8 protein-coding genes are annotated in these 14,240 nt (G+C 64.6%); 6 read left to right on the top strand and 2 right to left on the bottom strand.

What is annotated here, in order from left to right; translation table 11 throughout:
- Positions 1 to 101 precede the first annotated feature (101 nt).
- The 6 genes from secA to SALLO_RS0102150 all read left to right on the top strand — a co-directional run bounded on the left by secA (position 102) and on the right by SALLO_RS0102150 (position 10,378).
- Positions 102 to 3,581, top strand: a complete 3,480-nt coding sequence (secA, locus tag SALLO_RS0102175) for a preprotein translocase subunit SecA (RefSeq protein WP_022834689.1) — start codon at positions 102 to 104, stop codon at positions 3,579 to 3,581.
- Between the two features lie 47 nt (positions 3,582 to 3,628).
- On the top strand, positions 3,629 to 5,347 hold the full coding sequence (gene recN / locus SALLO_RS0102170; protein WP_022834688.1) for a DNA repair protein RecN: 1,719 nt from the start codon (positions 3,629 to 3,631) through the stop codon (positions 5,345 to 5,347).
- A 95-nt stretch (positions 5,348 to 5,442) separates the two neighbouring features.
- Positions 5,443 to 7,071, top strand: a complete 1,629-nt coding sequence (locus SALLO_RS0102165) for a peptide chain release factor 3 (protein ID WP_051141255.1) — start codon at positions 5,443 to 5,445, stop codon at positions 7,069 to 7,071.
- Positions 7,072 to 7,173: 102 nt separating this feature from the next.
- Entirely contained in the window at positions 7,174 to 8,172 is a 999-nt protein-coding gene (locus SALLO_RS14605) for a glycosyltransferase family 2 protein (protein WP_022834686.1), read from the top strand.
- A gap of 136 nt (positions 8,173 to 8,308) precedes the next feature.
- Positions 8,309 to 9,340 carry an exostosin domain-containing protein gene (locus tag SALLO_RS0102155; RefSeq protein ID WP_022834685.1) on the top strand — a complete coding sequence of 344 codons (1,032 nt, stop codon included), beginning with the start codon at positions 8,309 to 8,311 and terminating at the stop codon, positions 9,338 to 9,340.
- Between the two features lie 12 nt (positions 9,341 to 9,352).
- Complete coding sequence (locus SALLO_RS0102150) at positions 9,353 to 10,378, top strand: sulfotransferase family protein (protein ID WP_022834684.1); 1,026 nt, start codon at positions 9,353 to 9,355, stop codon at positions 10,376 to 10,378.
- A 77-nt stretch (positions 10,379 to 10,455) separates the two neighbouring features.
- Here SALLO_RS0102150 and SALLO_RS0102145 read toward each other — a convergent pair whose 3' ends face one another.
- Complete coding sequence (locus tag SALLO_RS0102145) at positions 10,456 to 11,661, bottom strand: thiolase family protein (RefSeq protein WP_022834683.1); 1,206 nt, start codon at positions 11,659 to 11,661, stop codon at positions 10,456 to 10,458.
- Positions 11,662 to 11,701: 40 nt separating this feature from the next.
- On the bottom strand, positions 11,702 to 14,107 hold the full coding sequence (locus tag SALLO_RS0102140) for a 3-hydroxyacyl-CoA dehydrogenase/enoyl-CoA hydratase family protein (protein WP_022834682.1): 2,406 nt from the start codon (positions 14,105 to 14,107) through the stop codon (positions 11,702 to 11,704).
- Positions 14,108 to 14,240: the final 133 nt, after the last annotated feature.

Raw genomic sequence — 14,240 nt, 5'->3', positions numbered from 1 at the left:
AAGGGGCCTGCTTGCGTGCCATGCACGCCGTAGCACACGGGCGCTCCTTGCCCGCTCCCTGCGGCACGTTCACTGTTCTTACGGCACGGCTTTGTAGGTACATGTTTGAGTGGCTTAAAGATCTGTTTGGCGATCGCAACAAGCGTCGACTGAACGAACTGTGGCCCATCGTCGACGAGATTAACGCCCACTACGAAACGCTTGAGTCGCTCACCGACGATGAGCTCCGCGCCAAAACCGACGCCTTCCGGGCCGAACTCCGGGACGCGGTGGCCGACATCGAAGCCGACCAGGAGGCCATCCGCGAGCAGCTCCAGGCCGCGCCCGCGCCGGCCCCCGATGCGGTGCAAGGCGACGGCGCGCCGCCCGCGGCTCCCGAAGCAAGCGTGTCGCTCAGCGAGCGCGAGGCCCTGTACGACGACCTCGACGCCCTGGAAGAGGAATGGCTCGACACGGTAGAGGACGTGCTGGCCGATCTGCTGCCCGAGGCCTTCGCCGTGATGAAGGAAACCTGCCGCCGCATGCTTGGCAAGACGTGGCACGCCGGCGGCTCCGAGATTGAGTGGGACATGGTGCCCTACGATGTGCAGCTGCTCGGTGGCATCGTGCTGCACCGCGGCACCATCGCCGAAATGAAAACCGGCGAAGGCAAGACGCTGGCCGCCATCATGCCGCTGTACCTGAATGCGCTGGTGGGCCGCGGCTGCCACCTTGTTACGGTAAACCCCTACCTGGCCAAGCGCGATGCCGAGTGGATGGGGCCGCTCTTTGAGTTTCACGGCCTGTCGGTGGACTGCATCGACCGCTACGACCCGCACTCGCCGGAGCGCAAGGCGGCCTACGATGCCGACATCACGTACGGCACGAATAACGAGTTTGGGTTCGATTACTTGCGTGACAACTCGTTCGTGATGCGCCCCGAGCAGCTCATGCAGCGCGGCCATCACTTTGCCATCATTGACGAGATCGACTCGGTGCTGATCGATGAGGCGCGCACGCCGCTAATCATCAGTGGACCGGTGCCCGATCCGCAAGACGATCAGTTCGCTGCCCTGCGCGATCCGGTCGAGCGCTTGGTGCGTGCGCAACGACGCCTTGTGAGCAAACTGACCACCAAGGCGCGCGGCCTCCTTGAGGAGATGGAGGAAGCCGAGGCCAACGAGGAGAAAAAGAAAGCCCGGCAGCTACGCGACGAGGCCGGGCTTGCCCTCTTGCGCGCCACGCGCGGCTTCCCCAAGGACGACGACCTGCGTGCGCTCTTGCAGGAACCAGGCGTGGAGCGCCTCCGCCAAAAGACGGAGTACTTCTACCTGCAGGATAATGCGAAGCGCATGCCCGAGGTGGATGCTGAGCTCTACTTTGCCCTCGATGAGAAGCAGCACGCCATCGAGATGAGCGAGAAGGGTCGCGCCTACATGGCCGAGCTTATGGACGCCGAAGAAGACCTGTTCGTGCTGCCCATGATTGGCGATCAGCTCGCCGAAATCGACCAGGCCCAGGAGGAGGCCGTCCGCGAGCTAGAGGCCGAGCTTAAGGAAAGCGATCTCTCGACCGAGGAACGCGAGGAGCGCCTCATCGATCAAAAGCAGGACCTGGCCCGCGAGGCACAAGAACAAAAGCGCGAGCTGTACAGCACCTACGCCGAGCGCGCCGAACGCCTGCATGCGATTGAGCAGCTCCTGAAGGCCTTTGCACTGTACGAAAAGGATACCGAGTACATCGTCGAGAACGGCAAGGTGCAGATTGTTGACGAGCACACCGGCCGCGTGATGGAGGGCCGTCGCTACTCGGAAGGGCTGCACCAGGCCATCGAGGCCAAGGAGCAGGTGGAGGTGCAAGCCGCTACCCAAACGTATGCCACCATCACCCTACAGAACTACTTCCGGATGTACGACAAGCTGTCCGGCATGACCGGTACGGCCGAGACGGAAGCCGAAGAGTTTGGGGAGATTTACGACCTGGATGTTATTGTGGTGCCGACGCACGAACCGGTGCGGCGTGAGGACAAGGACGACCTCGTGTTTAAGACGAAGCGCGAGAAGTACAACGCGGTGCTCGACAAGGTGAAGGCCTACCACGAGAAGGGCCAACCGGTGCTTGTAGGAAGCGCCTCGGTGGAGGTCTCGGAGCACCTGAGCCGCCTCTTTAAGCGCGCGGGCATCAAGCACAACCTCCTCAACGCGAAGCAAGACCGCGCCAAGCAGGAGGCCGAGGTGGTGGCCGAAGCCGGACGCAAGGGGGCTGTGACCATCGCCACGAACATGGCGGGCCGCGGCACCGACATCAAACTGGGCGAGGGCGTTCGCGAGTTGGGCGGACTGGCCATTGTGGGCTCAGAGCGCCACGAAAGCCGCCGCATCGACTTGCAGCTGCGCGGCCGCGCGGGCCGCCAGGGCGACCCCGGCGTGAGCCAATTCTACGTCTCGCTCGAAGACGATCTGATGCGCCTCTTTGGCTCCGACCGCGTGGCGAAGGTGATGGACCGCATTGGCCTGGAAGAGGGCGAGGTCATCACACACCCGTGGATCAACAAGAGCATCAAGCGTGCGCAGAGCAAGGTCGAGCAGAACAACTTTGCCATCCGTAAGCGCCAGCTGGAGTACGACGACGTGCTCAACGCACAGCGCGAAGTCATTTACACGCGCCGCCGCCAGGCCCTTACCGGCGACCGCTTCCACGGCCAAATCTTGAGCATGCTGCACGACCTCATCGAGGAGCTTGTGGAACGCCATTACGGCGATGGCAACCTCGCGGGCCTGCGGGAAGACCTACTGCGCCTGCTGGCATTCGACTTCGACGTCGACCGCGAGACCTTCGTGCAGCTCGGGGCCGACGGCGTAACCGACCGCATCTTTGAGGAAGCCACCGCGTACTACGACGAGAAGCGCGCCGTACTGGCACAACCCTTCTACGAGAGCCTCAAGCAGCTCAAGGCGAACCACGGCGACGACACCCCCGAGCAGGTCTTTGTGGATTTCTCCGAAGGCCAGCAGCTGCTACGCGCCGTGGCCGATGTCGACGAAGCGATTACCACCAACGGGCAGGAGATTAACGACGCGCTGGAGCGCGCCGCGATGCTGTCGATCATTGACTCGAAGTGGACCGACCATCTGCGCGAGCTTGACGAGCTGAAGGAGGGCATCAACCTCCGCTCGTTTGGCCGAAAGGACCCCGTGGTGGAGTACAAGATGGAGGCCTACGAGCTGTTTGCGGACATGATGCACGAGATCAGCCGCGAGGTCGTCTCGATGGTCTTCCGCGCCGGCCCGCTCGTCACCGACGAGCAAGAGCGCGCCGACGACCGCGCGCCCAAGGGCCGCCTCGATCCCTCGCGCGCCCAGACGCAGCACGACGCGGCCGACCCAAACTTTGCCATTCAGGGCGGCGACGGCACCGGCGGCGCCAACCAAGCGGCCGACCGCGACCCGACCGCCGAAGGCCAACAGACCGTGACCGTGGCCGACGAGCCCGGCCGCAACGACAAGGTCACCATCCGTAACAACGCGACCGGCGAAACGGCCGAGATGAAGTACAAGTACGCCAAGAAGAAAATCAAACAAGGCTGGTCGCTCATCGGATAGCCCCGCGTGCTGCCCAGCCCTGCCCCAACCGCCCCCATGCCGCTGCCATGCTTCGTTCGCTGTACGTTCGGGACTACGCCCTGATCGATGAGCTGGAAATTACGTTTGGCAGCGGCCTCAACATCATCACCGGCGAGACGGGCACGGGCAAGTCGATTTTGGTGGGCGCGCTGCGCATGATCTTGGGCGATCGTGCCAACACCGACGTGGTGCGCGAAGGCGCCAAAAAAGCGGTAATCGAGGGGGTGTTTGACGAGGCGAACCTCGACCGCGTCCGGCAATTGCTCGCCGAGCACGCCATCGACACCGATCCGCTGCCGCGCCTCATCTTGCGCCGCCAGATCACGAAGCACGGCAGCCGCGGCTTCATCAACGACACGCCTGCGACGCTCGATGTGATGCGTGCGGTTTCCTCCGAGCTAATGGACCTGCACGGGCAGCACGAGCACCAGAGCCTGCTTGACACTGCCACGCACCTCCGGCTTGTAGACAGCTTTGGCGGTTTGGGTGGACTTGTGCAGCACTACCAGCAGAAGCGGCGTGAGGTGGCGGCGCTTGTGGACGAATACGACGAGCTGGCCGCCCGCGAGCGCGAGCTGCAGGAGCAGCGGGAGCTGTACGGCTTTCAGATCAAGGAAATTGACGCCGTCGACCCGCAGCCCGACGAGGAGGAGCAGCTGCGGGCCGAGGAGCGCGTGCTGGAGCACGCTGAACGCCTCTACGACGCGACGGCCGCGCTGTATGAGATGCTCTTTGCCTCCGAGAACGCCGTGCACGATCAGCTCGTGGTGGCGCGCAACGAGCTGCAAGACCTGGCCCGCATCGACGATGCGTTTGCGCCGCAGGTCGAGGAGATGCAATCGGCGCAGATCATCGTGAACGAGCTCGCCAGCTTCCTGCAGGACTACAACGCCCACGTCGAGTTCGACCCCGAGCGGCTGGAGGTCATCCGCGAGCGCATCACCGAGCTGGAGCGCCTGAAGCGCAAGTACGGCGGCTCGCTGGAGGCGGTGCTCGACCACCGCGCGCGCATCGGCGAACAGTATGCCCTCGCCGAAGATTTTGAAGGCAACCTGGAGCGCCTGGCCCATCAGATTGAAGCGGCCCAGACCGAACTGACCGATGCGGCCCAGCGCCTGTCGGCGAAGCGGCGCGAAGTGGCCGGCCGCATGGAGGCAGCTATCGAAGAGGAGCTGCGCACCCTGGGCATGCCCGACAGCCGGTTTGACGTGCGCTTCGAGCAGCTCCCCGCCGACGACGGCTGGATCCGTCCTACCGGCACCGAGGCCCGCTACAAGGCCCTCCCGCGCGGCATGGACCAGGCGGCGTTCTACCTGAGCACCAACGTCGGCGAGCCGCCCAAGCCGCTGGTGGACGTGGCCTCCGGCGGCGAAATTAGCCGCATCATGCTGGCGCTCAAAACCATTTTGGCCAAAAGCGAACGCCTGCCCATCCTCGTGTTTGACGAGATCGACAACGGCGTCTCGGGCGATATGGCGCGCCGCGTGGGCGAAAGCATGTACAGCCTGGCGCGCTACCATCAAATCGTGGCCATCACCCACCTTCCCCAAATTGCGGCCCTGGGCGATGTGCATTTCGTGGTCGACAAAACGGTAGCCGACGGCCGCACCCACACCACCATCCGCCGCTTGCCTGAAGACGAACACGCCGCGCAGGTGGCGACGCTCATTAGCGGCACCGACGTGACCGATGCCGCCCTCAAAAGCGCACGCGAGCTCATGCACACGCCCGGCAACTCGTGCTGAGCGTCCGTGGGCACCTATGCCGTTTGCAACTTGCGCGTGCGTCGGTCGTTTTTACCCGCTCCATCTTGTTGTTTTCCGATCTGTTGCCTGTGCCCATGGAAACCGCTGCTCCGCCCCAGAAACACCACAAGCAGTCGCCGCTGGAAAAAGAAATCGCAAAGCGCCGCACCTTTGCCATCATCAGCCACCCGGATGCGGGAAAGACAACGCTCACCGAGAAGCTGCTGCTGAAGGGCGGCGCCATCCGTGAGGCCGGCGAGATTAAAGCGCGCAAGGCCGACCGCCACGCCCGCTCCGACTGGATGGACATGGAAAAGGAGCGCGGCATCAGCGTGACGAGCTCCGTCATGAAGTTTCCGTATCGCAACCTGGAGCTCAACCTGCTCGATACGCCCGGCCACCGCGACTTCTCGGAGGACACCTACCGCGTGCTCACGGCCGTCGACAGCGTGATTATGGTGCTGGACAATGCCAACGGCGTGGAGGAGCAAACCCGCAAGCTGATGGAGGTGTGCCGCATGCGCGACATGCCGGTGATCACGTTCATCAACAAGATGGACCGGTTTGGGCTGCCGCCGCTTGAGCTGCTGGACGATATTGAACAAACCCTCGACCTGGAGACCGTGCCGCTGTCGTGGCCCATTGGCATGGGCGATCGCTTCCGCGGAACCTACAACCTGTACCGCGACGAGCTGCACCTCTTTTCGCACGCCGACCTGGAGGGCAACCACGAACGCCTGCCCATTGACGACCTGGCCGATCCGCAACTGGACGAGGTGCTGGGCTCGCAAGCCGACGACCTGCGCTTCAACGTGGAGCTCATCAGCGAGGCCGGCAACGACCTCGATGCGCAGCGCTACCTGGACGGCAAGCAGACGCCGGTTTTCTTTGGCTCGGCCCTGAGCAACTTTGGCGTGGGCGATATGCTGGATACCTTCGTGGAAATCGCCCCGCCGCCACAGCCGCGTCCGACCACCACGCGCGTGGTGCAGCCCAATGAAGACGAATTTACGGGCGTGGTCTTCAAGATCCAGGCCAACATGGATCCCAACCACCGCGACCGGATGGCTTTTGTGCGGGTGTGCTCGGGGACCTTCGAGCGCGGCATGCGTGCGGTGCATCAGCGGACCAAGGACGAGACGCGCCTCAACAACGCCACCACCTTCATGGCCCGCGACCGGGCCGGCGTCGAGCAGGCGTTTCCGGGCGACATCATCGGGATTCACAACCACGGCACCATCAAAATTGGCGACAGCTTTACCGAGGGCGAGGATTTGCAATTTACCGGCGTGCCCAGTTTTGCGCCGGAGCACTTCCGCAAGGTACACCTGGACGACCCCTTTCGCGCCAAGCATCTGGGCAAAGGCCTGAAGCAGCTGAGCGAGGAGGGTGCCATTCAGGTCTTTCGGCCGCTCCGCGGCAACGATTACATCCTGGGCGCGGTGGGCGCGCTACAGTTTGACGTGACCGTCGATCGGCTGTCCGATGAGTACAACGTGGATGCGCACCTTACCGGCGTGCAGTACACGTGCTGCCGCTGGGTTGAGGGGCCTGCCAAGGAGCTGGAGGCGTTTGAGCACAAAAACATCAACCAGCTCTTTCGTGATGCCGAGGGCGCGCTGGCCTACCTGGCCATCAGTCAATGGCGGCTCGATCGCATGATTGAGGAGTGGCCCGCGCTCACGTTCCCCTCCACCAAAGAGCACCACGCGGCGACGCAGTAGCGCGCTGTCGTGCGTTTGCGGGCGTTTGGGGGGCGGCAGGATCTGCCCGACGGAGCCCGCGTAATTTGCGATACGCGTTTGTTTGATTCGCCTGATGTGTCCATGCCTGCTGCTGACGCCGCGCCGGAAGCGATCGACGTGTCCATTGTCGTTCCGGCGTACAACGAAGCCGCCTCGCTGCCGGAGCTGGCCGATCGGATCCGCACGGCCTGCGCGTCGGCCGATCGCACGTTTGAGGTGTGGCTGATGGACGATGGGTCGCGCGATGGAACGTGGGCCGCCATTCAATCCATTGCAGCCGAGGACGACCGCTTTCGGGGCGTGCGCCTGCGCCGCAACTACGGCAAATCCGCTGCGCTGGCTGTGGGCTTCGAGCGGGTGGCGGGGCGCTACGTGGTTACCATGGACGCCGACCTGCAAGACGATCCGGCCGAGATTCCAGGCTTGCTTGCTACGCTTGAGGAGGGCTACGACCTGGTAAGCGGTTGGAAAAAGACGCGCCACGATCCGATCTCCAAAACAATCCCGAGTCGCTTCTTCAACATGGTGACGCGCTGGATCTCGGGCCTCCCGCTGCACGACTTCAACTGCGGCCTAAAAGCGTACCGCACGGAGGTCGTCCAAAACATCAACGTGTACGGCGAGCTTCACCGCTACATGCCGGTTCTGGCCAAGTGGGCGGGCTTCGAGCGCATCACCGAACGCCCTGTGCAGCACCATCCCCGCAAACACGGCCGCACCAAGTTTGGCGTTGAGCGTTTTGTGCGCGGCTTCTTGGACCTCATCACGGTCATGTTCTTAACGCGCTTTGCGGTGCGGCCCATGCACTTTTTTGGGTCCCTTGGCACGGTGTCGTTCCTGCTGGGCACTGTCATCAGCGTGTGGCTGTCCATCACGAAACTGGTGTTTGGGCAGAACTTGAGCGACCGTCCGCTGCTCCTGCTGGGCGCGCTGCTCATCCTGTTTGGCGCGCAGATGTTTACCACCGGCCTGTTGGGCGAGATGGTGATTCAGCCCCGGATGGAGACGACCGCCACGTACGACGTGGCCGAGGAGGTACGCCCGTCGGCGGCCAGCGCCACGGCCGGCATGGCAGCGTAGCACCGCGCGCGCTGATGCGGCAGGCCAGAAGGCGTGTCCAGACGTGCCACGCGCGATGCGCCAAAGGAGCATGCGGGTGCAATAGTCGGCATGCACATTGGGGAGGCCTTCCCTCCTTGCCCCTGCCCCTACGCCGATGGCCCGCGTATTCCTGACCGCCTCGCTGCCGTCGCCCGCCGACGACCCGACGGTTCCGCCCTATGCGCACGATGACCTGGCGCGCCTGCAGCGCTTTGCGGCCCGCGACCGCCGGGGCGTGCATACCGTCACCGATTCGCCGCTCGACGCCGACCTGATTCTCTTTGTCGATCGTGCCCACGCGGCCGGCGATTATCAAGAAGTCACGCGGCGCCACCCGGTCTTGCGTCGCTACCGGCACAAGGCGTTTGTGGTGAACAGCCGCTACTACGGCGTGCCCTTTCTGCCGGGCGTGTACGGCTGCGTGCGCCGCCCCGATTGCCTGTTTCCCGACCGCGTACGCTCGGGCACATACCTTGAAGTGTGCGACTTCGACCACCTCACGTTCGATCCACACGTGGCCGATCGCCCGTACCTGTACTCGTTTGTGGGCGCCATCGACACCTGGCCCCAAACGCGGGCGCCGCTGCTCGCCATTGCCGATGACCCGCGCGGCTTGATCCGTGACACCTCGGCCCAGCGCGACCGCCTGACCGACGACGAGACGCCCTTCGACGTGGCGGCCTATCAGCAGCAGTACGTGGACCGCTGCCACAACAGCCAGTTCATCCTGTGCCCGCGCGGCGACGCCGTAAGCAGCATGCGCCTCTTTGAAGCCATGCGCATGGGCCGCGCGCCCGTCATCATCGCTGATGACTGGATTTACCCCGACGGCCCCGACTGGCCGTCCTTTAGCGTCCACGTCGCTGAAGATGCAATTGCGTCCATCCCGGAGCGCCTCGCGGCGCTGGCCCCACGCGCCGAGCAGATGGGCCGCGCCGCCCGCGCCGCCTGGGAGGACTGGTTTGCCGCCGACGTCATCTTTCACCGCACGGTCGCGTGGTGCCTCGACATCCAGCGCGCCCGCCGATGGCCCGAACCGCTCACCCGGCGCCTGCAAGCCGCCGCGCTGCTCGCTCCCTTCCAACTGCGCCGCTACGTGGCCACGCGCTATCACATGCTGCGCCGCGACGGACGCTTGCTCCTTTAGCTCCCGCCCCCTATGCCTGCACCCGTATTCATCGTTGGCGCCAACCGCTCAGGCACCACCCTCCTTCGGCTGATCCTGAACGCGCATTCGGCGCTGGCCATCCCCGACGAAATCAGCTACTTCTATTCGTTTCGGGGGCGCACGCCCTTCCATCGGTGGCGCACCCCCGGCATGGATCGCGCGGCCTACGACCGCTTTGTGGCCGACTTCTTTGCGGCGAACCGCTCCGTCGTGCCCGAGCTGGACCTCGATGCGCTACGGCGTGCCGTTGTAGCCGATCCAATCGACCTCCGCCGGCCCTACGAAGCGCTGCTCACGGCCTGGGCGGCGCACCACGACAAGCCCCGCTGGGGCGAGAAGACGCCCGGCAACTTGTTCTGGTCCGACGTGCTCATCGACATGTTTCCAGACGCGCGGTTCGTGCACATGGTGCGCGACCCCCGGGCCTGTGTGGCATCGATGCAACGGGTCGACTTCTTTCCGAGCAACGTCGTGTTTAATGCGCTCAATCACCGCAAGAGCCTCACCGCGGGCCGCGCCCTCTTGGAGGCGCATGTGCCCACCGAACAGCGTTGCTTGGTGCGCTACGAAGACCTTGTGCACGACCCCGAAGCTGTGGTGCGGGCGGTGTGCACTTTCATCGACCTCCCGTTTGAACCGGCAATGCTCGCGTACCACGAGCGCGCCGCGCGGTACATGACGCCCGCCGCCGCCCGCTCGTTCAACGCAACGGCCACGCGGCCCATCGCCCCGCAACGCGCAGAGGCCTGGCGCGACCGCCTCAGTCCGCGCGACATCGCGCTTGTCGAGGCCATCTCCGGCGCCGTCATGCGTCCGCTTGGCTATGCACCCGATGATGCACCGCCGCTGCCCTGGATGGCGCGCGCGCGTCGGTTGTGGCCGCAGGCGCTCTACTGGCATTGGCAAAACTGGCGGAACCGGCACATCCGGCACTTCACCGTCCAGTCGCCCATGTTTGCGCGCTGGCGGCAGCGCACCCATCGCTGGAAGCAGCGCCTGCACCTTGCCCGCACCTAACCCCACGCAAACGAACGCGGGGCCCCACACCATGTGAGGCCCCGCGCGCTTTCTGTTCCAGCAGTGGCGTTTGACGCCTAGGCCGCAAGGTTCTCGAAGATACCCGCCGCGCCCATGCCGCCGCCTACGCACATGGTGCACAGGCCGTACCGCACGCCGCGCCGGCGCATCTCATGCAGCAGCGTCGCCGACAGCTTTGCGCCCGTGCAGCCGAGCGGGTGGCCCAGCGCAATCGCGCCCCCGTTTACGTTCACGATGGAGGGATCGAGGCCCACTTCGCGAATCACGGCGAGCGACTGCGCCGCAAACGCCTCGTTGAGCTCAACCAGCCCAATGTCGTCGAGCGACAGGCCCGTCTGCTTGAGCACCTTCGGGATGGCTTCCACCGGCCCAATGCCCATCACCTCGGGCGCTACGCCGGCAACGGCAAAGCCCACGAGGCGCGCGATGGGGTCGACGCCCAGCTCTTCGACCATGCGGCCGTTCATCACCACGGTGGCCGCGCCGCCATCGGAGCGTTGCGACGAGTTGCCCGCGGTTACGCTTCCGCCCTTCTTGAACGCGCCGCGCAGGCCGCCCAGCGCCTCCAGGCTGGTGTCGCGCCGCGGGCCCTCGTCCGTGTCAAACGTCGTTTGCACCGCGGTGGTCGTCCCGCCTTCGTAGGCCGCGCCTTCGTAGTGCGATTCCTCCACGTGCAGGGGTACAATCTCGTCCGCGAAGCGGCCGCTGTCGATGGCGTCTACGGCGCGCTCATGCGACTGCAGGGCAAAGCGGTCTTGGTCCTCGCGCGAGATGTCGTAGCGTTCGGCTACGTTCTCCGCGGTGATACCCATCGACACGTAAAAGTCGATGTCGTCTTCGGCGAGCCCCGGATCGGGCTGGAAGAAGAAGCCGCTCATGGGCACCTGACTCATCGACTCGGCGCCGCCGGCTACGATGACCTCCGCTTGCCCGGTCACAATCGACTGCGAGGCCATGGCGATCGTTTGGAGGCCCGAGGAGCAAAACCGGTTCACGGTAGCGCCGGGCACGTGGTCGGGCAAGCCCGCTTTTTGTGCAATGGCGCGGCCCACGTTCATGCCTTGCGGGCCTTCCGGAAAGGCGCAGCCCATGATGACGTCGTCGACCTGCTCGGGCGTAAGGCCCTCAACGCGGCCGATGGCGCCTTTAACGGCCTCGGCGCCCAGCGCCTCGGGGCGATAGTTACGGAGCGTGCCACGGTCGGCCTTGCCGACGGCCGTGCGCACGCTGCTCACGATGTATGCTTCGTTGGTTGCTTGCATAATGGTGTTGATTGGTATGGAAAGCGGTGCGAGGGCGTGCTTAGTTGCGGAGCGGCTTGTTGTGCTTCAGGATGTGCTCCACGCGGGCCTGCGTCTTCTCCTCGCCCAACAGGCTCAGGAAGACTTCGCGCTCCAGCTCAATCAGGTAGTCCTCATGAACCTCCTGCGGGGCCGAGAGATCGCCGCCCGTGAGCACGTAGCCCAGCTTGGTTGCCAGAAATTCGTCGTACGCCGAGATGTAGTTGCCTTCGCGGTACTGGCGCAGCGCCACTTTGAACGCGGCCAGCGTTTTCTCGCCCAGCACCTTCACCTTGTTCTGTACCGGCGGCGGCAAGTAGCCTTCTTCGCTGAGGCGCAGCACCTCTTGCTTGGCCACATGCAGGCGCCGATCGGCGTTCATCACCACGCGCGTGTGCTCCGGCAAGAAGCCCTTCTGGATGGCCTGCGGCGCGCTCTCGGCGACCTCTGCCATGGCGATGGTTTCGAAGTAGCTGCGCAGCGTTGCCTGGATGTCGCTGGCATGATCGCTCGGCGTGCGCTGATGGGCCCAGGCGGCCATGCGCATCGTGCCGGTGCCCGCCGGAATCAGGCCCACCCCGAGTTCCACAAGGCCGATGTATGTCTCGGCCGCGGCCACCGGGTGCGGGCAGGCCATGGCCATCTCGCAGCCGCCGCCCAGCGCCTTCTGGTGGGTGGCCACCACCACCGGCTTGCTGGCATACCGCACGCGCTGAATCGTCTCCTGAAACCCGGCGATGTACTGCCCGATCTGGTCGAACTGGCCTTGCTGGGCGGCCGTCGCCATCTCGCCCAGGTTGGCGCCCACGCTAAAGTTTTTGCCTTCGTTGCCTACCACGAGGCCCCGCAGGTTGGGGTCGTGCTCCACCTTCGCGATGGCCTCCTGCAGCCCCTCCATTACGGCACGGCCGAGGCTGTTGGCCTTCGAGCGAAACTCGAAGAGCGCCACGCCATCGCCAATGTCCAGCAGCGCCGCCTCGTCGTTGTGCCACAGCTCGTTCGACGGCTCCGCCTTGATGGGATCCAGCGTGAGTTCATCCGCGGGCGTCGGGTCGGGCACGTAGCCGCCATCGGACGGCACGTAGACGTGGCGCTTGCTTTCCGTCGTTTTGTAGAACGCCGTTTGCCCGGACGACGCCATGGTGTCCACCCAGTCGGGCGTCTCAATGTCGTGGGCTGCGAGGCCGTCGCGGACGGTCTCGAACCCGAGCACGTCCCACATCTCGAACGGCCCCAGCTCCCAGCCAAAGCCCCAGCGAATGGCACGATCGACATCGGCCGGGTTGTCGGTGATCTCGCCCAGGCGACGGGCGCTGTAGCCGATCAGGTCGAGCGTGGTCTCGCGGAAGAACTGCCCCGCACGGCCGTCGTCTTCGTACAGCGCTTGCAGGCGCGCCTCTACGCCGCCCGCGCTCCAAATTGCATCCAGATTCAACTCTTGCTCGTCGGCCCCGGTGTACGTGAAGCTCTTGGGGTCAATCGACTTGATTTCACCGTTTTCCTTCTTGTAGAACCCGGCGCCCGTCTTGGCCCCCAGGCGGCCCTCGTCTACCAGGCGCTGCAGCAGCTCCGGCACCTGAAACGCATCGCGCTTCTCGTCATCCACCGCCTTCTCGTGGAGGTTTGTCGTGACGTCGGCCAGCACGTCGAGGCCCACCACATCGGCCGTCCGAAACGTGGCCGACTTGGGGTGCCCCACCAGCTTGCCCGTCAGCGTGTCGATCTCCTCGATCGTGTACGCGCCCTCGGTGAAGTAGCGGATGGCTTGCAGCTGAGCATACACGCCAATCCGGTTGCCAATGAAGTAGGGCACATCGTTGGCGACCACGATGCCCTTGCCCAGGTGCAAGCGGCCAAACTGCGCCACGCGCTCCACCACGGCCCGATCGGTCGCGGGCGTCGGGACGAGCTCCAGCAGCTTCAGGTAGCGCGGCGGATTGAAGAAGTGGGTGCCCAAAAAGCGCTGCTTGAAATCCTCGGAACGGCCCTCGGCAATTTCGTGGATGGGCAGTCCGCTGGTGTTCGTGGAAATGACAGCGTCGGCAGCGGCGTGCGCCTCGATGCGGGCATGCACATCGCGCTTGATGTCCATGCGCTCCACCACGGCCTCTATGATCCAGTCGGCGTCGGCAATACGCGCGAAGTCGTCGTCGAAGTTGCCGGTGTAGATGCGGTCGGCGACGTCATCGGTAAAGAACGCCGCTGGTTTGGCGTTTTGGGCTTGCTTCAGCCCTTTCTTGACGACCGCGTTGGGATCGTCGTCGCCCGCGATGTCCAGCAGGTGCACGTCAAGGCCGGCGTTGGCGAGGTGCGCAGCAATCTGCGCGCCCATCGTGCCGGCGCCCAGCACGGCCGCGGTGCGAAACGGTGGATGCGTGGCGGGGCTGGACAGCGCCAGCGCCCGCGTGTCGGGAGCGGTGGTTTCCATAAGACGATCTCTTGGGTGTGGTAGCAGAAGAATGGACGCTTAACGGTGTTAACCAATGAAGCAAGAGCATTCATTGGAACCGCTTTCGTTACAAGCATCAGTCGCGGTTTCGTTTCCCTCGGGGGCCGCGCTT

Origin of the sequence: Salisaeta longa DSM 21114 (assembly GCF_000419585.1) — a bacterium.
Lineage (GTDB): Bacteria > Bacteroidota > Rhodothermia > Rhodothermales > Salinibacteraceae > Salisaeta > Salisaeta longa.
This window is presented reverse-complemented; position numbering and strand designations above follow the sequence as displayed.